Raw genomic sequence first — 20612 nt, 5'->3', positions numbered from 1 at the left:
ACGCCGCCGGATGGGGTGGGCCGGTGTGATGTCCGTCATGTGAGACGTGACGCGCATCTCTTAGCCGCCCCACGGCCCCTCACGGGTACTAACCTCCGCCGGAGAGCATGTGAACCGTCGACAGTGCATAGGGGTGCGAACGTGGCCAGGAAGCTCGCCGTCATCGGCGCCGGACTCATGGGGTCCGGCATCGCGCAGGTCTCCGCCCAGGCGGGCTGGGACGTCGTCCTGCGCGACGTCACCGACGAGGCCCTGGCCCGCGGGCGCGACGGCATCGAGGCGAGCTACGGCAGGTTCGTCTCCAAGGGCAAGCTGGAGGCGGCCGACGCCGAGGCCGCGCTCGCCCGGATCACGACGACGACCGACCTCGACGCCGTGGCCGACGCCGACGTCGTCGTCGAGGCCGTCTTCGAGAAGCTCGAGGTCAAGCACGAGATCTTCCGGGCGCTCGACAAGGTCGTACGGGAGGACACCGTCCTCGCCTCCAACACCTCCGCCATCCCGATCACCAAGATCGCGGCCGTGACGGAGCGCCCGGAGCGCGTCGTCGGCGTGCACTTCTTCTCGCCCGTCCCCATGATGCAGCTCTGCGAGCTGGTGCGCGGCTACAAGACCAGCGACGAAGCCCTCGCCACCGCACGGGAGTTCGCCGAGTCCGTCGGCAAGACCTGCATCGTCGTCAACCGTGACGTCGCCGGCTTCGTCACCACCCGGCTGATCTCGGCCCTCGTCGTCGAGGCGGCCAAGCTGTACGAGTCGGGCGTCGCCTCCGCCGAGGACATCGACACCGCCTGCAAGCTCGGCTTCGGCCACGCCATGGGCCCGCTCGCGACGGCGGACCTGACCGGCGTCGACATCCTGCTGCACGCCACGGGCAACATCTACACCGAGTCGCAGGACGAGAAGTTCGCCGCCCCGGAGCTGATGCGCCGGATGGTCGACGCAGGTGACATCGGCCGCAAGAGCGGGCAGGGCTTCTACACCTACTGATCGTTACCGGGTCCCCGGCTGTCGATGTGCCGTCAGCGGCCGGGGATCCCGTGGGATGCGGTGCCCGGATCCCACTGATCCGGTGAACCCGCGTTCACCCCTCGGGGTGAATTCGGTATCGGTTCGCTCACAGACGGCAACTTCCGTGTCGTTGCGGCAGTCACTTGGTGCGGAGACGGAAGAGTTTTCAGACAGACCGACCTTGCTGCGGAGTCATCCGGGGAGCGCATATGCACATCAGGGGCGACCACGCCGAGATGGTCGTCGGGGGCCGCCTCGACGTCCGAAGCGCGGCGGACGCCCGTACGGTTCTGCACGCGGCCGTCGACGACGGACGGGGCGACCTCGTACTGGACCTGACCGAACTGGACTCCTGGGACGCCACCGGACTCGGCGTCATCATGGGTGCGCACCGACGGGCGGGCCGGGCGGGCCGTCGGCTGGTACTGCGCGGCGTCCCGCCGCAGATGCAGCGCCTGCTCGTCGCGACGCGACTGCATCGCATTCTGGCCATCGAGGGCGGAATCGCCGCAGACGCCCTGCCGCGCGTCTGAAAGCTGTTCCCGCGCCGATTCACGCACAATCCTCATGAGAACGTGACGGGCTGGGCGGTGCGGCCCCCCGCCGGTGCACCGATACTGTGCGAAGGTTTAGGGTTTCGGCCGTCTGCCGGTTCACGGACCCACGGGCGGACACCGGACCGGAAGCGACAGCAGGGCGTACGAGGCCGGGTGGGCAACCGCGCTACGCGTCTGGGGGACTTGACGATGGACCCGACCAACCGGGAACCGGAAGAGTACGGCCGTGAGGACGACCGCTCCGAGGACGCCACCGAACCGCGGCGGCAGTCCCGTGAGGCGCTCACGCCGGACTTCGGGCACCAGGCCGCACAGCAGTCCCGCACGGTGCGGCTGACATCGGGCAGCTTCCTGCTCACCGTCAACCCGGTCGACGGCAGCGAGATCGAGCCGTGCCGGCCCGGGGAGCAGCCCCCGACCCCCGTGCGCCGCACCGCCGCGCAGCGCGCCGAGCGGGAGCGTGCCGCGGCCCCGCCCGTACCGCCGGGGCCGCCCGCGCCCCGGCTGCCGCTCCTCGAGCGCCAGGACGAGCGTGAGCGGCTCGTACGGCTGCTGGCGCGAGGTCGCTCGGTGCGGCTCACCGGCCCCGCCGGCTCCGGTCGCACGGCCCTGCTGAACGCCGTCGCCGCCGACTGCGCCGACCTGGCCCCCGACGGGGTCGTCCGGCTCTCGGGGCACAAGCGGACCGTCACGGACCTGCTGTACGGCCTCTTCGAGACCGTCTACGAGGCTCCGCTGTACCGCCCCGACCGCGAAGGGCTCCTGGCGTTGCTCCACGGCATCGGCGCCGTCGTCGTGCTCGACGACCTGGAGCTGGGCGGCGCGGCCCTGCAGGAACTCCTGGACGCCACACCCGAGTGCGCGTTCCTCTTCGCCGCGACGGCGGAGGTGCCCACCCCCGCCGCCGACACGGACCTCGAAGAGGTCTTCCTCTCCGGTCTGGGGCGCGGGACCTCGCTCGAGCTCCTGGAACACGTCGTGGAGCGCGCCCTCACCGACGAGGAGGCCAACTGGGCGGGCGACCTGTGGTTCGAGTCCGAAGGGCTGCCGCTGCGCTTCGTCCAGGCCGGGGCCCTGCTGCGCCAGCGCGACGAGATGCGCGCCGACCCGCAGTCCCCCCACGGTCCCGAGGACGACGAACCCGCCGACACGCCGTTCGGCCGGATCGAGCCGAAGGACCCGCCCCTGCCCAGCCTGGGTGAGGGCGCGGCTCCCGCCGCGCTGCTCGCCTCCCGGCTGAGCGAGGCGGCCCGCGAGACCCTGCACTTCGCCGTCGCGCTGGGCGGGGAAGTACCGCACCAGGCCCACCTGCCGGCCCTCGTGGGGGACACCCACGCCGATGCCGCGCTGGGCGAACTGTCCCAGTGCGGTCTGCTCTCACCGGCAGGCCCGCGCTACCGGCTGGCCGCCGGGGTGCTGGCCCAGCTGGAGGCGGGCGGTTACGGCGACGACGCGGCGGCGCGCGCCCGCAGCGCCGCCCAGCACTACGCCTGGTGGGCGGGGCACCCGTCCGTCACCCCGGAGCGCGCCGTCGCCGAGGCGGACGCCCTCCTCGCCTCGATGGCACCCCTCCTGCCGGGCGAAGCGGGGGGCCAGGCCGGCGTGGCCGTCCTGCTGGCCCGCAGCGCCTCTCCGGCGTTCGCGGCGGGGATGCACTGGAGCGCCTGGGAGAAGGCCCTCAGGATCGGCCAGGAAGCCGCCAGGATCGCCGGTGAGGTGGCCGAGGAGGCCTACTTCCACCACGAGTTGGGCGTTCTCGCGCTCTGCGCCGGCCACCTCGACCGGGCCAGGGCGGAGCTGGAGGCGTCCATCGGGATGCGGGGCGCGCTCGCCGACAAGGCGGGGGCCGTGGCGGGACGCAGGGCGCTGGCCCTCGTCGAGGACCGCTCGGGCACGCCCGCCCCGGGCGCCGGCGTCCTGGCGGCCGAGGTCCCGCACGCCCTGCCGCCCGGCGGGGTGCCGGCCGCCCCGCCGCTCTTCCCCCGTCACATCGAGGAACCGCACACCCTGGTCTCCCGGCAGGTGCCTCCGCCCCCTGCCGCCCGGGCCCCGGCCCGGGTCCCCGGCGGCCTTCCGCGGGTGTTCCTGAGCGCCCGGCGCAATCTGGCCGCGGTGGGCGCGGGCGCCCTGCTGGCCGCCGTGCTGGGCACCATGGTGACGCTGGGCGTGACGTCCGGCGGCGAGGATCCCGAGGGCCGCGACGTCACGACCGAGCAGTCGGTCACCGAGGACGAGGCCGGACAGGACGGGCCCCCCACGGACGAGCCGGCCGAAGACCCGGTCTCCGGAGACGGCCCGGCGGGCGGGGCCGTCTCCCCGGGAGCCCCGGACAGCGCCGTCCCCTCCGGCAGCGCGACACCGTCCCCCGGTACGTCGAGCCCCGAGGAGAGCCCGGAGCCGACGGACTCCTCCAGCGGCAGCCCCAGCGACCCGCCGGCGTCCGGGGATCCGTCGCCCACCGTGAAGCCGACCAGGCCGACCACCACGCCGACCAGCTCACCCCCGGCGACCTCGCCGGAACCCAGCCCCAGCGAGAGCACGACGGAGCCGGCTCCCAGCGAGACGGCGACCGGGCCGGAGACCACCAACTCGGCGAGCGGCCCCGCGGAGTCGGCGACGGCCTCCGACGCCGGTACGGGACCGGAGAGCCCCTCGGACGCCACCCCGGCCGTCGCCTGAGACCCGGGAACCGCCGGACGCGCCGCAACCCGGCCCGTCCGGCGGACCAGGACGGCCGCCCCGGGGCACCCGAGCCCGCGACCGCCGGACCGGGGCGACCGCCCGCGGTGGGCCGCCCGGGAACGCCCGGGACGCCCGGCGGAAGCCGCCCGCCCTGGGTCAGAACAGACGCAGCTTGTCGTCCTCGATACCGCGCATCGCGTCGTAGTCGAGTACCAGGCACCCGATGCCCCGGTCCGTCGCCAGCACCCGTGCCTGCGGCTTGATCTCCTGCGCCGCGAAGACGCCCCGTACCGGCGCCAGGTGCGGGTCCCGGTTGAGGAGGTCCAGGTACCGGGTCAGCTGCTCCACGCCGTCGATGTCGCCGCGCCGCTTGAGCTCCACGGCCACGGTCCCGCCGTCCGCGTCCCGGCACAGGATGTCCACCGGGCCGATGGCGGTCGGGTACTCACGGCGGATCAGGGTGTAACCGTCGCCGAGTGTCTCGATGCGGTCGGCGAGCAGTTCCTGGAGGTGCGCTTCCACCCCGTCCTTGATGAGCCCGGGGTCCACCCCCAGCTCGTGGGACGAGTCGTGGAGGACTTCCTCCATGGTGATGATCAGTTTCTCGCCCGCTTTGTTCACCACGGTCCAGACGCCTTCGCTGCCGTCGGCGCCCTCCTTCAGGGTGCACGGCGGTGACATCCAGTTGAGAGGTTTGTACGCCCGGTCGTCGGCGTGGATCGAGACGCTGCCGTCCGCCTTCACGAGGATCAGACGGGGGGCGGAGGGCAGGTGGGCGGTGAGCCGGCCCGCGTAATCGACGGAGCAACGGGCGATGACGAGACGCATGGTCGGCAACGCTACTCGACCACCGGCGTCCGGCGCGATTCGCGGGCCGGACGGCCGGTACGGCCCTTGACGTACGCCCTTCGGGCTTGTCCGCCTTTGCGACCACTTCGTCAGTGGCCGGTTGTGTTCCCAATCTCCTGGTGCGGCCCGGACTGCGCCCTTACCGTGGAAGCAGGAGGTCGTCGTCTGTGCACACAGCGTCGCCGACCCCCTTCCCTGCCCGTAAGGCCCCGGTGACCCGCCGGGGTCGCGAGAGGAGAACCCATGTCGCTCGACGTCTCACCGGCCCTCTTGGAACAGGCCGAGCGAGGCGAGGTCGACGAAGCCGACTTCGTCGACTGCGTCCGGACCTCCCTGCCCTACGCATGGGAGATGATCAGCTCCCTGGTGGCCCAGCTGAAGGTGGACGGTGGACAGTTCGCCGACAACCAGACGCCTCCGCCGGACGAGCAGGCACGTGGTCAGCTGCTGCGCGCGCTCGCGAGTGATGCGATACGCGGCGCGCTGCAGCGGCACTTCGGAGTGCGTCTGGCATTCCAGAACTGCCACCGCGTCGCGGTGTTCCCGCTGGACGCCTCGGTCGACGAGCGGCTGGCCCGATTCACGTCGGTGAGGGGGCAGTTGCTCAATCAGTCACCCGAACTACGGGACTGCTGAGCGCTTCTGCTGCCGCTTCGGGCCGCGGGAGGTGCAACTGGCTCCGGGGCGGCAGCCCCCGCACCACCGCACCACCAGGGTCACCCGCATGCCCGCCTCACGTCAGCAGGGGCAGCACCTCCGTGCCGATCCGCCGTACGTTCTCCTCGGTCGCCGCGAGGTCGCCCGACCCCTCCACCAGGAGGGCGAAGCGGGTGATGCCCGTGCGCTCCGCCGTGGCCGCGAGCCGGTCCGCGGCGAACCGGGGCGGCCCCACCGGGTGCAGACCGCACAGGAGTTCCGTGTACGCGACGGGGTCCCGCATCACGCGGTGTCTGCCGTCGACCGTGACATGGGCCTCCAGCCCCTGCCGCAGCCAGCCCGGCATCGCCTTCACGAGCGTCTCGGCGGCCTCGCCCGGCCCGTCGGCGACCTGGGCCACCCCTGCGGACACATGTCCGATCCGCTCCGCCACCTCGGCCGGCTGACCGGCCTCGCGGGCGGCGGAACGCCACAGGGCGACCATGCCGGCCTTCTCCTCGTCGTCGCAGTGCATTCCGAGCAGCATCGGCAAACCCTTTTCGGCGGCGAGTTTCACGCTTTTCGGCGACGTGCACGCCACGATCACCTCCGGGGCGGCGGGGCCGTCCCCCAGGATCTCGTCCGCGCGGGGCACGACGGCCACCTCGCGGAAGCCGTAGCGCTCGCCGCTCCCCGCCACCCGGGGCTCGTGGAGCCACTCCAGCAGCAGCTCCAGCGATTCGGGGAAGCCCTTCTCGTAGGCGTCCAGACCCCCGCCGAACACCTCCAGGTCCACCCACGGCCCCCCGCGTCCCACCCCCAGGACGAAGCGTCCGCCGCTGGTCAGATGCAGCAGCGCGGCCTGCTCGCCGAGGGAGACGGGGTGCTGCGTCGACAGGACGCTCACCGCGGTGCCCACCTGGATCCGGCGGGTGCGGCCGAGCAGCAGCCCGGCCAGGGTGACGGCAGAGGGACACACGCCGTACGGCACGAAATGGTGTTCCGCCAGCCAGACCGCATCGAGCCCGGACTCCTCCGCGACCTCCGCGGACCGGACGGCCCGGAGCAGGGCCTCGCCCTGTCCCTGGCCGGGAAACTGTGCTGCCAGAACGAACGTTCCCACGCGCATCGCCTTCTCCCTCCTTACGGCCCGACGCGGCTCCCCCTACCGGCAACAACGCCCGACACGTGCCAAAGGCACGGCCCACGGGGGAAGTTGTTGCGATTTTCCGCTAACCCCTCCGTCCCTCGGGACACCCCCGTCACCGGCGGGCACCGGCCGGCCGCACGGGGCTCTACGCTGGACGGGAACTGCCCGTACCGCGCCCCGTGAGGTGTCCCGTGTCCCCGCGCCGCAACCGCCCCCGAGGCGGCGAGAGCCCCACCGGCAACGCACGAGAGGCGGCCGGGCGGTACGGCGGGGGCGGGGCCACCGAGAGCTGGCAGGGCGAGGAGTGGTCGGTGCGCCCGGTGAGCGGTGCGAGCGCCGCGGGCAAGCGCTACCGCTGCCCCGGCTGCGACCAGGAGATCCCCTCCGGCGTCCCGCACCTGGTCGCCTGGCCGGAATTCGGCGGCATCGACGACCGCAGGCACTGGCACAAGGCCTGCTGGAACGCCAAGGACCGCCGCACCACACGGGTGCAGCGGTCCAGGAACGCTCCGCGCTACTGAGGCCGGGCGGCTCAGACGTCCCGGCGGTCCAGGGAGGCGAAGGCGCCGGTCATGGCGACGGCCGTCACCCCGAGGACGATCCACAGCGGTTCCCAGCCGGACGGCCCCGACGGGGTGACCGAGGCGTCGTAGAACGCGGCGAGCTGGCTGGGGATCGAGTACTCGAGGAGTGCCTGCTGCAGGTCGGCCAGGCTCGGCGAGAACATGAACATCGCGAGCACCAGCGGCAGCAGGACCACGGCGATCATGAGGGTGATCGCCCCGGCCGAGTGCCGGACGAGCGCGCCGACGGCGAGCGAGAGCAGCCCGAGCGTCGCCACGTAGAGAGCCACCCCCACCGTGGCGCGCAGCCAGTCGTCCCCGCCGGGCGTCGCGCCGCCCAGCATGGCCGTCTGCAGCAGGCCGACGATCCCCGTCGTCACCGCGGTGATCGAGAAGGTGAGCAGGAAGAAGACGACGGACTTCGCGATCAGTACCCGGGAGCGGCTCGGGCAGGCGGTCAGCGTGGTACGGATCATGCCCGTGCCGTACTCCGAGGAGATGGTCAGCACGCCCAGGGTGATCACACAGATCGAACCGAGCAGGACGCCGAAGAAGCCGAGACTCAGCACCGGGGTGTCCTCGAGCTCCGCGTCCGAGGCACCGACGGCGAAGGCCGAGAGCAGCCCCACCGCGAGCAGCAGCACGATCATCACCCCGAGGGTCCACATCGTGGAGCGCACGGAGCGGATCTTCGTCCACTCGGACGCGATCGCGTCGCCCAGGCCGGGGCTGCGCACCGGGATCGGCGAGGCGTAGGTGCCCGCCGGGCCGCCCAGGCCCTGCTGCGGCTGCTGGAAGGGCTGTCCGGGTGCCTGCGGCGGCGGGGTGGCCGGTGTCGTCATCGGGGGTCCTCGCTGGTCTCGCGCGTGGTCGGATCTGCGGGTGCCGCCGGAGCGGTCCCGGCCGCCGGTACGGGTCCGTGAGGCGCGGCGGGTGCGGCGTAGGGGTTCTGTCCGGGAGGCGGCGGGGCGTACCAGCCCTGCTGCGGCACCTCGGGCGGAGGCGGCGCGACGTGGCCGGGCAGCCCGGGAGCCCCGTAACCGGGCGGCGGCTGGAGTCCCGCCTTGGCGTCGGCCGTCGAACGGTAGTCCACGGCGGCCTGCGTCATCCGCATGTACGCCTCCTCCAGGGAGGCCTGATGCGGGGAGAGCTCCCACAGCCGCACTTCCGCCGCGTGCGCCAGGTCGCTGATCCGGGGCAGCCCGAGACCGGTGACCCGCAGGGCCCCGTCGGCCTCCGGCATGACCCGGCCGCCCGCCTCGGTGAGCGAGGCCGTCAGCTTCTCCCGGCCCTCCGGCCGGTCCGTGGAGACGCGCACCCGGGCGAAGTCCGCGGAGTTGGCGGAGATGAAGTCCTTGACGCTCATGTCGGAGAGCAGCTGACCCCGCCCGATCACGATCAGATGGTCGGCGGTCACCGCCATCTCGCTCATCAGGTGGCTGGAGACGAAGACCGTACGGCCCTCCGACGCCAGTCGCTTCATCAGGTTGCGCACCCACAGGATGCCCTCGGGGTCGAGTCCGTTGACCGGCTCGTCGAAGAGCAGCACCTGCGGGTCACCGAGCAGCGCCGCCGCGATCCCGAGCCGCTGGCCCATGCCGAGCGAGAAGCCCTTGGACCGCCTCTTGGCGACGTCCTGCAGGCCGACGACACCGAGGACCTCGTCCACCCGGGCGGCCGGGATACCGGCCAGCTGGGCGAGGCACAGGAGGTGGTTGCGGGCGCTGCGCCCGCCGTGCACCGCCTTGGCGTCCAGCAGAGCGCCCACCTGACGCGGCGCGTTGGGGAGGCTCCGGAAGGCGTGACCGCCGATCGTCACATGGCCCGAGGTCGGCCGGTCCAGGCCGAGCATCATGCGCATGGTGGTGGACTTGCCCGACCCGTTGGGGCCGAGGAAGCCCGTGACCGCTCCCGGCCGCACCTGGAAGGAAAGGTTGTGCACGGCCGTCTTGGCGCCGTAGCGCTTCGTCAGGCCGACTGCCTCGATCATTCTCCAGCCCCATCGACGTGTCTGTCGTCGGGGCGACAGGCCGGTCGGCCGCGCACCCCCGTAAGAGTTAGGAGGATAACCAGGCGGTACCTGTTACGGCCAAGCGGTCGCGGCGGTGCGGCGTGGGGCTCAGAGCCTGTGGGATGACCTCTGACCGAGCGGCCACGCTTCGGCACGCACGCTTCCCGCGTTGCCGGAACGCCCACGTAGCTCCGCCACGCGGGCGGTCCGGCGCCTCGGGATCGCACGCGCCGGACCGCGTCCGCTTTCCGGTCCCAGGTCACCCCACAGGCTCTCAGGCGTCCCGCTTCCGCAGGACGAGGTACCCGCCGATCAGCGCGGCCACCACCCACAGCACCATGATGCCGAGCCCGCCCCACGGCCCGTAGGGTGCCGGATCGCTGTTCATGGCGTCGGGCAGCACCTGCATGATCTTGGATCCGGCCCGGTCGGGGAAGTAGCGCGCCACGCTCTTGGCGCCCGGAACCGCGGAGAGGATCTGCGAGACGAGGAAGAAGAAGGGCATCAGGATCCCGAGCGACAGCATGGAGCTGCGCAGCATCGCCGCCACACCCATGGAGAAGACCGCGATCAGCCCCATGTAGACGCCGCCGCCGAAGACGGCGCGCAGCACGTTCTCCGCGCCGATGTCCGTACCGTGCTCGCCCAGCAGGGCCTGGCTGAGGAAGAAGGTCACGAAGCTGGTGGCGAGCCCGACCACCAGGGCCAGCGCGCCGGCCACCGCGATCTTGCTGAACAGGAACGAGCCGCGCTGCGGGACGGCCGCGAGCGAGGTGCGGATCATGCCGGAGCTGTACTCCGTACCGACCACCAGGACGCCGAAGACGACCATCGCCAGCTGGCCCAGGACCATGCCGGAGAAGCTGACGAACGTGGGGTCGAAGGTGGCCTGCTCCGCGGCCGGCAGGTCGTCGAACTGGGCGTTCAGCAGGGCGCTGAGCGCCGCGCCCATCGCGACGGTGACCACGAAGGCGGAGATCAGGGTCCAGGTGGTCGACGCGACCGTGCGGATCTTGGTCCACTCGGAATTCAGGACGGCGGATACCGAGGCCATGCCCGTCACGCCCCCTTCGGGCCGTCGCCGGACCCGGCACCGGCCTGCCCGGTCCATCGGTCGCCCCAGTGCGGTCCCACCGGCGGCGGCTGGGCACCCTCGCGCTCGGAGTGGGCGTGGTACTCCACGGCGCCCGCGGTCATCTGCATGAAGGCCTCCTCCAGCGAAGCGCGCTGGGAGCTGAGCTCGTGCAGCACGATCCCGTGTCCGGCCGCGAGCTCACCGAGTGCCTCCGGTGCCGCGCCGTCGATCTCCAGGGCGCCGTCGCCGGTCTCGGCCGCCACGATCCCCGCCCCGTGCAGCACGTCCCGCAGCCGCTCCTGCTGCGGGGAGCGCATCCGCACGAAGCTGCGGGAGTTCTCGTGGATGAAGTCGGCCATGGAGGTGTCGGCGAGCAGCCTGCCCTGGCCGATCACAATCAAGTGATCGGCGGTGAGGGCCATTTCACTCATCAGGTGCGAGGAGACGAAGATCGTCCGGCCTTCCGCGGCGAGCGCCTTCATCAGATTCCTGATCCAGTGGATTCCCTCGGGGTCCAGGCCGTTGACCGGTTCGTCGAACATCAGGATCTCCGGATCACCGAGCAGCGCGGCGGCGATTCCCAGCCGCTGGCCCATACCGAGGGAGAATCCCTTCGACTTCTTCTTCGCCACCGCGCCCAGCCCGACCATGTCGAGCACGTGCGAGACCCGGCTCGCCGGGATGCGGTTGCTCTGCGCCAGACACAGGAGGTTGTTGTACGCGCTGCGGCCGCCGTGCATCGCCTTGGCCTCCAGCAGGGCCCCGATGTGCTTCAGCGGCTCCCGCAGCTCGCGGTAGTGCTTGCCGTCGATGCGGACCGAGCCGCTGGTCGGGTTGTCGAGGTCGAGCATCATGCGCATGGTGGTGGACTTGCCCGCCCCGTTCGGACCGAGGAAGCCCGTCACCATGCCCGGTCTGACCCGGCATGACAGGTCGTCGACGGCAACCTTGTTGCCGAAGCGTTTGGTGAGGCCGTCGAGCTCGATCATGCGATCACGCTAGAACGCCCGCGCGCCCGGCGCCACCACACGGGTGGAACCGGGCGCGCAAAGGGTACAGCTGATGTACGCGGCGTCAGCGGCTCTGCTGGGCCGGCACCCCGCGGGTGGCGGGCTCGTCGTCCGACGGCGAACCGGCGGCCGCCACCGCGGCACCGGTCAGCGTCGCCAGCATCTCCCGGACGTTGGTCAGCTGGGCGTTGATCGAGTCGCGGCGGTTGGTGAGCGCCGCGAGCTCGCGCTCCGACTCGCTGCGGATCCGGTCGGCCTTGGCGTTCGCGTCGGCCACGATGTCCTCGGACTGGCGCTGCGCGGTCTCCACCGTCTGACGGGCCCGGCGCTCGGCGTCCGTGCGGAGCTTCTCCGCCTCCAGACGGAGCTGCTCGGCGCGGTGCTCGATCTCGGCGAGACGCTTCTCGGCCTTCGCCTGGCGGGAGGCGAGGTCGCGCTCCGACTGGTCGCGGCGCTTGGCGAGGTTCGTCTCGAAGTCCGCGGCGGCCTGGGCGGCCTTGGCGCGGGTCTCCTCGAAGAGGGCGTCCGCCTCCTCGCGCTTCTGCTGGGCGTCCTTCTGGGCGTCGTTGCGCAGCGTGCCCGCCTCGCCCTGGGCCTTCTCGACGATGCGTGCGCCCTCGTCCTCGGCCTTGGCCTTGCGCTCCGCGGCGAAGGACTCCGCGTCGTTGCGCACCTGCTGGGCGGCCGACTCGGCCAGCTCGCGGTGCTGTTCGGCGGCGCGGCGGGCCTCTTCACGCAGGTCCTTCGCCTCCTCCTCGGCGAGGCGGAGGATCTTCTCCACGCGGGCGCCGAGCCCGGCGTAGGACGGCTCGGACTCGTTGACCTGGGCCTGGGCGTTCTGCGTCTCGAGGTGGAGCTCCTCGATCCGCTTCTCCAGAGAGGTGATGCGGGCGAGAGCACTGTCACGGTCGGCGACGAGCTTGGTGATGCGGTCGTCCACCTGACCGCGGTCGTATCCACGTCGCACGAGCTCGAAGCCGAAGGGGGAGGAAGGGTCGCTCATGGGGTTCCTGTCGAATGAGACCGGTGAGGTGTTGGAAGGAATCCTAGGGGTCCGGGCGGCGTGTCAACGTGAAGATGCCGCTTTGATATGGAGAATGACACCCCTTTTGAGTGGCTGCCCCGCGGAGTACTTGTCACCGAAGGGTTGAATGTTCATGGCAAATTACCCGGCGCGGTCCGGCCGGTGAGCAGTGCCTGACGGCCGTCCCGCACTGCGCGGTGGGCACGAGGCTGCGACACCTCGCCGCGTCGGGGGAACGTTCCCGTACATCCGGTATGCGGACGTCCCTCCGCCGTGCGACGCACCGCATCCGACGCCGCGCGCCGATCCACCGGGAACCGCGGGACGATCCTTACCCATCCGACGCCTTGCCACCCGCCCGGTTGCCCGCCGTGGCGCCCGTCTTGACGGCCCCCGTGCCGCTGTTGGCGGACTTGCCGGGGACGGCGGGAGCCTCGAAGGACTCCAACGCCTCCAGCACGTCCTGGACGCGTGAGATCTCCGTGTTGATGTCCTCGCGCCGGCGGACCAGGAGGTCCAGTTCACGACGGCCCTCGTCGACGATCCGTTTGGCCTCGGCCTCGGCGTCGGAGCGCAGCTTCTCGGCCACACGGGTCAGTTCGGCCTTCTTGGTCTCGGCCTCCTTGAGGAGCGACTCCGCGCGCTTCACCGCCGCGATCCGGACCTTGCTCGCCTCCGAATTCGCGTCGGCCAGCAGCTCCTTTGCCTTCGCCTCGGCCTCCGCGCGCTGCTCCGTCGCCGCCTTCATCAGCTTGTCGACACGCTCGCCCGCCGTCTTCATCTGCTCCGAGGTCTCGCGCCGCGCCCGCTCGTGCAGCTCCTCGATCTCGGCCTCCAGACGGGTCCGGAGCTCCTCCGCACGCTCCCGGGTGGCCGTGGCGTCCCGGCGCGCACCGACGAGCAGCTCGTCCGCGTCCGCACGGGCCCGCTCCACCAGGGAGTTGCCCTCGACGGTGGCCTCCGAGGTGATCCGGACCGCCTCGTTGCGCGCCGCGCCGACCATCCTGTCGGCCTGCTCCTCGGCCTCGGTGGCGGCGCGCAACGCCTCCTCCCGGGCCTTGGCGACGAGCTGGTCGGCCTGCTCGGCCGCGTCGGCACGGCGCTTCGCCGCGGACTCGCGCGCCTCGTCCAGCACCCGGTCCGCCTCCTGGCGGGCCTCGGCGCGCAGTTGCTCCGCCGCGGACTCCGTCTCGGCACGCAGCTGGTCCGCCGCGGACTCCGTCTCGGCGCGCAGCCGTTCGGCCTCCTCGCGGGTGCGGGCCGCGTGCTCCTGCGCGGAAGCGACGGTCTGCGCCGCCTCCGCCCGTAGCCGTTCCGCCTCGTCGGTCGCCTCGCCCACGAACCGCTCCGCCTGCTCGGCGGCCTCGGCGCGGATCAGCTCGCTCTCGCTCGTCGCCTCGCCGACGAGCAGATCGGCCTGCGCCGCCGCCTCGGACCGGATCCGGTTGGCGTCCTCACGGGCCTCGGCCCGTGCGCGCGAGGCGTCGTGCTCCGCGGAGGCGAGGGCGTCGGACGCCTCCGTACGCATCCGCTGGCTGTACTCCGAGGTGTCCGAACGCAGCTTCTCCGACTCGGCGATCGCCTCGGAGACCGTCCGTTCGGCCAGTGCCTTCGCGGCTTCCGACTCCTCGTGCGCCACCTGGCGGATCCGGCCGGCGTCCTCGGCGGCCCGCTCGCGCTCGGCGTGGGCGTCGGCCCGGACCCGGTCCGCCTCCTCCTGCGCCTCGGTCCTCGTCCGCTCCGCCGCGTGCTCGGCGGCCGACCGCAGCCCGGCGATCTCCTCCTCGGCCTGCTCCTGCAGCCCGGCGACGGAGTCGCGTACCTGCTGGGCGGTCTGCTCGGCCGCCGAGACCATCTCGGCCGCCCGGCGCTCCGCCTCCTCGACCAGCCGCTGGGCCTCGGCCTGCGCCTCCTCGACCCGCTTGCGGGCGGAGGCGAGGAGTTCCTCGCTCTGCTCGCGGGCGCGCCCGCGCTCCTGCTCCGCCTCGGCACGGGCGCTGCCCAGCGTCTCCTCGGCCTCGCGGCGGCGCCGGCCGGCCTCCTCCTGGGCGGCGGAGAGGGCCTCGGCGGCCTCCGCCGCGACCCGCTCGGCCGCGGCGGCGGCCTCGGACCGCACCCGGTCGGCGCTCTCCTGCGCCTCCGTCCTCAGCCGTTCCGCCTCGGTGGCGGCCTCCGTGCGCAGCCGGACGGCGACGGCCTCACCCTCGGCGCGGGACTCCGCGGCGTCGGCGGCGGCCTCGTCGCGCAGCCGCTCGGCCTCCGTCGTGGCCTGCTCCTGCAGCCCGCGCAGCCGTTCGGCGGCCTCCGCGCGCAGCCGCTCGGACTCCTCGCTCGTCTCCCGGCGGACCCGCTCGGCCTCCGTACGCGCCTTGCCGAGCGTCTCCTCGGCGGAGGCGAGGCGGGACTCGGCCTCCGAGCGCATCCGGGCCAGCTCGTCGGCCGCCTCGGCCTTGCGGGCCTCGATCGCGCGCTCGGTCTCCTCGCGCAGCTTCCCGGCGGCCTCCTCCGCGGCCGACGTCAGAGCGGCTGCCTGCTCCTCGGCCTCGGCACGGAGCTTCTCCGCCTCCGCGCGGCTGCGCTCCAGGGCCTCCTCGGCCTGCTTACGGAGCGTGGCGGCGCGTTCGGCGGCCTCGGCGCGTACCCGCTCGCCCTCGGCGCCCGCGGAGGTCCGCAGCTCCTCGGCGTCCGTCTTCGCCTTGGTCAGCAGCTCCTCGGCGGTGCGGGCCCCTTCCTCCAGCTGCTGGACCGCTTCCCTGCGGGCCTCGCCGCGGATGCGCTCACCCTCGGCGACGGCCTCGGACCGCAGCTGCTCCGCCTCGCCACGGAGCCGGCGCGCCTCCTCCTGCAGCTCGACCGTCTTGGCCCGGTACTCCTTGGTGTCGTCCTTGGCCGCGCCCTTGAGCTGGTCGGCCTGCTCGGCGGCCTCGCCGCGCAGCCGGTCCGCCTCGGCCTCGGCCTCGCGGCGGATCCGGTCGGCCTCCTCGGCCGCCGCCTTGGTCGTGGACCTGGCGTCCTCGGAGGCCTTGGTGAGGACCTCCTCGGCGCTGCGCGCGGCCTTGGCGAGCTGGGCCGCCGCGTCCTCGGCGGCGACCGTACGGGCGTTCTCCGCCGCCTCGGTGACCAGCCGCTCGGCCTTCGCCCGGGCATCGGCCAGTGCCTGCTCGGCCTCTTCCTTCAGGGCCTCGGCCTGCTTCGTGGCCTCCCCGACCAGCCGGGCGATCTCCGACTTGGCCGTACGGGTGCGCTGCTCGTTCTGCGACTCGGCGCCGGCCAGCCTCTTGGCCGCGGCCTCCTTCGCCTCGCCGACGACCTTCTCGGCCTCCAGGCGGGCCTCGCGCAGCCGGGTCTCGGCCTCCTGCACGCGCTGCTCGGCCGTGCGGTTGAGCTCCGCGGTCTGCTGCCGCGTCCGGTCGGTCTCGGCGGTGGCCGTCGAGCGCAGCTGCTCGGCGTGGGCGGTGGCCTCCTGCGCCTGGGTGGAGGCGGTGGCCATCAGCCGTTCCGCTTCCCGGCGGGCCCGCAGCAGTGTGGCCTCGGCCTCGGAACGTGCCGCCTCCGCCTCGGCGTTGAGGCGCCGTCGGGTCTCGTCGGCGAGCCGGGCCGCCTCGGCGCGGGCGGCGGCCAGCGACTGCTCGGCCTCGGCGCGGGACTCGTCCAGGAGCCGGCGGGCCTGGGACTCCGTCCGGGCCCGCAACTGCTCGGCCCAGGCGACGTTCTCGTTGACGTGGGACTCGACGGTCTGCCGGCGTTCGGCCAGTTCCTGGTCGAGGCGCTGACGCCGCTGGACCGCCTCGGTGTGCAACTCCGCCTGCAGACGCGCCTGGTGCTCCGCGTGCTCCTGCAGGATCCGCTGCGTCTGCGCCCGGGCCTCGCGCAGTTCGCGCTCGGCGTCGGTGCGCAGCTGGTCGGCCTGGATCTGGGCGTTGCGCAGGAGTTGCTCGGCCTGGTAGCCGAAGTCCGTGCCGTCGTGCGCGGGACGGGTCGCGAGGGTGCGACGGGCCTCGTGCAGCTTGGCACGCAGGACCTCGACCTGGTAGCCGAGGTCCTCGGCGTGCTGGACGGCCTTCTCCCGGTCGGTCCTCAGCCGGTCCATCTCGGCTTCGAACCGCGAGAGATGGTCGTCGTCAGCTCGGTGGCTCTGCTGGCTCTCGTAGCCCCGCACTGCGCGGTCCCATCCTTCCCCGAGCTCTCAATTTCTTCCCCAAGCTCTCAACTTCGTTCGAGCAGGGGATGACCCACTGAGCAGGGGGGACCCCAACCCTGGTCGCAATTCTCCGAACGAGTACCGCTCGCCGGACGAACGGTCCCCCCGGGGAATGGTGACAGATCAGCGGTGGGAACGCGGTGCGGCCCCGGCCCGGCCCCGGCCCGGAACCACCCACTCTACCGGGCCGGGTACGGGTCGGTCAGTGCTCGTCCCTGGCGGTGACCAGTTCCGTGAGGACGCCGTGGCAGTCCTTGGGGTGCAGGAAGGTGATCCGGGACCCCATCGATCCGGTCCGCGGCTCGTCGTACAGCACCCGGACCCCCTTGCCGCGGATGTCCGAGGCGTCCTGGTCGACGTCCGCGGTGCCGAAGGCGATGTGGTGCACGCCCTCACCGTTCTTCGCCAGCCACTTGCCCACGGCGGAGTCCTCACGGGTCGGCTCCAGCAGTTGGAGGTACGAGGCACCGCCGTCCGAGGTCCCGTTGATCCTGAGCATGGCCTCCCGGACCCCCTGCTCCTCGTTGACCTCGGTGTGGTGCACCTCGAACCCGTACGTCGCGCGGTAGAACTCCACCGTCCTGTCGAGGTCGAAACAGGCGATTCCGATGTGGTCGATTCGCGTCAGCATGGAACCAGTGCAGCGCCCCGGGGATGGTTACGCAACGTGCGCGCGATCACACCCACTGCCGGATGACGGGCGCGGTACCGCTCAGTACATTCGAGCGGAGGGACCGGCACATGAGGAGTGGGAGAAGGAGCGGGGCCGGATGCGTGCGGATGCAAGGCGGAGGAGGGAGTCATGGCGGAGCCATGGCGACCGACGACAACGCCGCAGACGTGCGTGACCGGCCCCGTGACGCCGCTCCTCATGTGCCGGCCCCTCCCCACCCTCGTTCACAACCGATCCCAAGGGGCTGCGCCTCATGTCAGGAACGACCGGTACCACCTCAGTGATCGTCGCGGGCGCGCGGACGCCCATGGGCCGGCTCCTCGGCTCCCTGAAGAGCTTCTCCGGCGCCGACCTCGGCGGCGTCGCCATCAAGGCCGCGCTGGACCGCGCGGGCATCGGCGGCGACCAGGTCGAGTACGTGATCATGGGCCAGGTGCTCCAGGCCGGGGCAGGGCAGATCCCGGCGCGGCAGGCGGCGGTCAAGGCCGGAATCCCGATGAACGTCCCCGCGCTCACCGTCAACAAGGTCTGCCTGTCCGGCCTCGACGCCATCGCCCTCGCCGACCAGCTGATCCGCGCGGGAGAGTTCGACGTCGTGGTCGCCGGCGGCCAGGAGTCGATGACCAACGCCCCGCACCTGCTGCCGAAGTCCCGTGAGGGCCACAAGTACGGCGCGATCGAGATGCTCGACTCCATGGCGTACGACGGCCTGACCGACGCCTACGACAACATCCCGATGGGCGAGTCCACGGAGAGGCACAACACCCGTCTGGGCCTGGACCGCGCCGCGCAGGACGAGATCGGCGCCCTGTCGCACCAGCGCGCCGCCGCCGCCCAGAAGAACGGCCTCTTCGAGGCCGAGATCACCCCGGTCGAGATCCCGCAGCGCAAGGGCGAGCCCGTCCTCTTCTCGAAGGACGAGGGCATCCGCCCGGAGACGACCGCCGAATCGCTCGGCAAGCTGCGCCCCGCCTTCTCCAAGGACGGCACGATCACGGCCGGCACCTCCTCGCAGATCTCGGACGGCGCCGCCGCGGTCGTCGTCATGAGCAGGGCCAAGGCCGAGGAGCTGGGTCTGGAGTGGATCGCCGAGATCGGCGCCCACGGCAACGTGGCCGGCCCGGACAACTCGCTCCAGTCGCAGCCGTCGCAGGCCATCCGTCACGCCCTGAAGAAGGAGGGCATCGGCGTCGAGGACCTCGACCTCATCGAGATCAACGAGGCGTTCGCGGCCGTCGCGGTCCAGTCGATGAAGGACCTCGGCGTCAGTTCGGACAAGGTCAACGTGAACGGCGGCGCGATCGCTCTCGGCCACCCGATCGGCATGTCGGGTGCCCGGGTGGTCCTGCACCTGGCGCTGGAGCTCAAGCGGCGCGGCGGCGGCACCGGAGCGGCGGCGCTGTGCGGCGGCGGCGGTCAGGGCGACGCGCTGATCATCCGGGTCCCCGGCAAGTAGTCACACCGTACGAGAGCGAGGAGACCGAGCGTGAAGGTGGACGTCCCCACCCTGGTGGAACAGGCGCGCGAGGGCAGGCCGCGTGCGGTGGCCCGGCTCATCTCCCTGGTGGAGGGGGCCTCGCCCCAGCTCCGCGAGGTGATGGCGGCCCTGGCCCCCCTGGCGGGCCACGCGTACGTCGTCGGCCTGACCGGATCGCCGGGCGTCGGCAAGTCCACCTCCACCTCGGCGCTGGTCTCCGCCTACCGCAAGGCGGGCAGGCGGGTCGGGGTGCTGGCCGTCGACCCGTCGTCGCCGTTCTCCGGGGGCGCGCTCCTCGGGGACCGGGTCCGGATGTCCGAGCACGCCTCCGACCCGGGCGTCTACATCCGCTCGATGGCCACCCGCGGCCACCTCGGCGGTCTCGCCTGGTCGGCACCGCAGGCGATCCGGGTGCTCGACGCGGCGGGCTGCGACGTGATCCTCGTGGAGACGGTGGGGGTGGGCCAGTCGGAGGTGGAGATCGCCTCCCAGGCCGACACCTCCGTCGTGCTGCTCGCCCCGGGCATGGGCGACGGCATCCAGGCGGCGAAGGCCGGGATCCTGGAGATCGGCGACGTGTACGTCGTGAACAAGGCCGACCGGGACGGCGCCGACGCCACCGCCCGCGAGCTCAACCACATGCTGGGTCTGGGGGAGTCCCGCGGGCCGGGCGACTGGCGGCCGCCGATCGTGAAGACGGTCGCGGCCCGGGGCGAGGGCGTCGACGAGGTCGTCGAGGCGCTCGAGAAGCACCGGGCGTGGATGGAGGAGCACGGCGTCCTGGCCGAGCGGCGCACCGCGCGGGCGGCCCGCGAGGTCGAGACGATCGCCGTCACCGCGCTGCGCGAGAAGATCGCGGACCTGCACGGCGACCGCCGGCTGGACGCGCTCGCGGAACGGATCACCGCCGGGTCGCTGGACCCGTACGCGGCGGCGGACGAACTGGTCGCGGGGCTCACCGGCAGCCCGGCACGGGACTGACGGCCCCGGGCGGCGTGCGGGCCGCCCGGGAAGCCGGCACGGGGGCGGCGCCGTCCCCGTGGTCCCCGCCGGGCCGGCAGCCGGGGACGAGCCGTCCACCGGCCGCCCAGGGGCGCCGGTGCCCGCGGCGGCCCGCCCCACGGCCCCGCGGAGCGGCGCGGCGTCCGTCCTCCGGGCCGTCACGTCGATCCGGCGGGGGTTCGGCGGGCCGTCGTGTCAGGGCTTGCCGCGCCGGCCGCGCAGGTGGTCCGCGATCGGGGTCAGGGCCGCGTGCAGTTCGGCGAGCGCCTCGGGCGACAGCAGGTCCATGAAGTGCCTGCGCACCGACTCGACATGGTGCGGCGCCACCTTGCGCATGGTCTCGGCACCCAGTTCGGTCAGGACTGCGAACAGCCCGCGCCGGTCCGACTCGCAGTGCTCGCGCCGCACCAGTCCCGCGGTCTCCATGCGGGTGATCTGGTGGGAGAGCCTGCTCTTGGACTGAAGGGTGGCGCCGGCGAGATCGCTCATCCGCATGCGCTGGTCGTCCGACTCCGAGAGGTTGACCAGGATCTCGTAGTCGTTCATGGTCAGCCCGAACGGCTGGAGGTCCTTCTCCAGCTGGTGTGTCAGCAGTCTGGCGACATCCAGGTGGGTACGCCAGGCGCACTGCTCCGCATCGGTCAGCCAGCGGGTGGCCGTCTCGGTCTCCATGTATGGATTCTACCTAAGA

17 protein-coding genes are annotated in these 20612 nt (G+C 72.5%); 7 read left to right on the top strand and 10 right to left on the bottom strand.

The genetic code is table 11. The features are described 5' to 3' along the window. Positions 1-141: 141 nt before the first annotated feature. From BA175_RS08395 to BA175_RS08385, 3 genes are all read left to right on the top strand, one after another. Positions 142-990, top strand: a complete 849-nt coding sequence (locus tag BA175_RS08395; RefSeq protein ID WP_069170666.1) for a 3-hydroxyacyl-CoA dehydrogenase family protein — start codon at positions 142-144, stop codon at positions 988-990. Positions 991-1220: 230 nt separating this feature from the next. Continuing rightward, on the top strand, positions 1221-1544 hold the full coding sequence (locus BA175_RS08390) for an STAS domain-containing protein (protein ID WP_069170665.1): 324 nt from the start codon (positions 1221-1223) through the stop codon (positions 1542-1544). 213 nt (positions 1545-1757) lie between these two features. After that, positions 1758-4247 carry an ATP-binding protein gene (locus BA175_RS08385; RefSeq protein WP_069170664.1) on the top strand — a complete coding sequence of 830 codons (2490 nt, stop codon included), beginning with the start codon at positions 1758-1760 and terminating at the stop codon, positions 4245-4247. Positions 4248-4406: 159 nt separating this feature from the next. Here the strand turns inward: BA175_RS08385 and nucS are convergent, their stop codons facing one another. After that, entirely contained in the window at positions 4407-5078 is a 672-nt protein-coding gene (nucS, locus tag BA175_RS08380; RefSeq protein ID WP_069170663.1) for an endonuclease NucS, read from the bottom strand. A 264-nt stretch (positions 5079-5342) separates the two neighbouring features. Here nucS and BA175_RS08375 point away from each other — a divergent pair, with 264 nt between their 5' ends. After that, positions 5343-5735, top strand: a complete 393-nt coding sequence (locus BA175_RS08375; protein ID WP_014154035.1) for an SCO5389 family protein — start codon at positions 5343-5345, stop codon at positions 5733-5735. A 97-nt stretch (positions 5736-5832) separates the two neighbouring features. Here BA175_RS08375 and BA175_RS08370 read toward each other — a convergent pair whose 3' ends face one another. Further along, positions 5833-6864, bottom strand: coding sequence for an LLM class flavin-dependent oxidoreductase (locus BA175_RS08370; RefSeq protein ID WP_069170662.1), 1032 nt, complete (start codon positions 6862-6864; stop codon positions 5833-5835). A gap of 212 nt (positions 6865-7076) precedes the next feature. On the opposite strand from BA175_RS08370, the gene BA175_RS08365 reads away from it, so the two are divergent. Beyond that, positions 7077-7406: an ATP/GTP-binding protein gene (locus BA175_RS08365; RefSeq protein WP_069170661.1), complete on the top strand. Its 330-nt coding sequence runs from the start codon at positions 7077-7079 to the stop codon at positions 7404-7406. 11 nt (positions 7407-7417) lie between these two features. On the opposite strand, the gene BA175_RS08360 is transcribed toward BA175_RS08365, so the two are convergent. The 7 genes from BA175_RS08360 to mce all read right to left on the bottom strand — a co-directional run bounded on the left by BA175_RS08360 (position 7418) and on the right by mce (position 17400). After that, a complete protein-coding gene (locus BA175_RS08360; protein WP_069170660.1) occupies positions 7418-8290 on the bottom strand; it encodes an ABC transporter permease subunit in 873 nt (290 codons plus the stop codon). Continuing rightward, on the bottom strand, positions 8287-9438 hold the full coding sequence (locus tag BA175_RS08355) for an ABC transporter ATP-binding protein (protein WP_069170659.1): 1152 nt from the start codon (positions 9436-9438) through the stop codon (positions 8287-8289). The genes BA175_RS08360 and BA175_RS08355 overlap by 4 nt, the downstream gene beginning before the upstream one ends. Positions 9439-9733: 295 nt before the next feature. Next, positions 9734-10513 (bottom strand): ABC transporter permease subunit, encoded by a 780-nt coding sequence (locus BA175_RS08350; RefSeq protein WP_069172009.1) that lies wholly within the window; start codon positions 10511-10513, stop codon positions 9734-9736. A gap of 5 nt (positions 10514-10518) precedes the next feature. Then, positions 10519-11523 carry an ATP-binding cassette domain-containing protein gene (locus BA175_RS08345; protein ID WP_069170658.1) on the bottom strand — a complete coding sequence of 335 codons (1005 nt, stop codon included), beginning with the start codon at positions 11521-11523 and terminating at the stop codon, positions 10519-10521. A gap of 85 nt (positions 11524-11608) precedes the next feature. Continuing rightward, a complete protein-coding gene (locus BA175_RS08340; RefSeq protein WP_069170657.1) occupies positions 11609-12547 on the bottom strand; it encodes a cellulose-binding protein in 939 nt (312 codons plus the stop codon). A gap of 352 nt (positions 12548-12899) precedes the next feature. Continuing rightward, the gene (scy, locus tag BA175_RS08335) at positions 12900-16727 is read right to left on the bottom strand and encodes a polarized growth protein Scy (RefSeq protein ID WP_069170656.1); all 3828 of its coding nucleotides are present in this window, start codon (positions 16725-16727) and stop codon (positions 12900-12902) included. Positions 16728-16971: 244 nt separating this feature from the next. Continuing rightward, positions 16972-17400: a methylmalonyl-CoA epimerase gene (mce, locus tag BA175_RS08330; protein ID WP_069170655.1), complete on the bottom strand. Its 429-nt coding sequence runs from the start codon at positions 17398-17400 to the stop codon at positions 16972-16974. A 295-nt stretch (positions 17401-17695) separates the two neighbouring features. On the opposite strand from mce, the gene BA175_RS08325 reads away from it, so the two are divergent. Both BA175_RS08325 and meaB read left to right on the top strand, forming a co-directional pair. After that, positions 17696-18898, top strand: coding sequence for an acetyl-CoA C-acetyltransferase (locus tag BA175_RS08325; RefSeq protein WP_079159457.1), 1203 nt, complete (start codon positions 17696-17698; stop codon positions 18896-18898). A gap of 30 nt (positions 18899-18928) precedes the next feature. Beyond that, positions 18929-19900, top strand: a complete 972-nt coding sequence (gene meaB / locus BA175_RS08320; protein ID WP_069170653.1) for a methylmalonyl Co-A mutase-associated GTPase MeaB — start codon at positions 18929-18931, stop codon at positions 19898-19900. Between the two features lie 216 nt (positions 19901-20116). On the opposite strand, the gene BA175_RS08315 is transcribed toward meaB, so the two are convergent. Beyond that, positions 20117-20593, bottom strand: a complete 477-nt coding sequence (locus BA175_RS08315; protein WP_069170652.1) for a MarR family winged helix-turn-helix transcriptional regulator — start codon at positions 20591-20593, stop codon at positions 20117-20119. Positions 20594-20612: the final 19 nt, after the last annotated feature.

Source organism: Streptomyces griseus, from assembly GCF_001715295.1.
In the GTDB taxonomy this organism is placed as follows: Bacteria; Actinomycetota; Actinomycetes; order Streptomycetales; family Streptomycetaceae; genus Streptomyces; species Streptomyces griseus_G.
The sequence above is the reverse complement of the archived record's forward strand: the minus strand, read 5'-3'. Positions and strand labels throughout refer to the sequence as shown.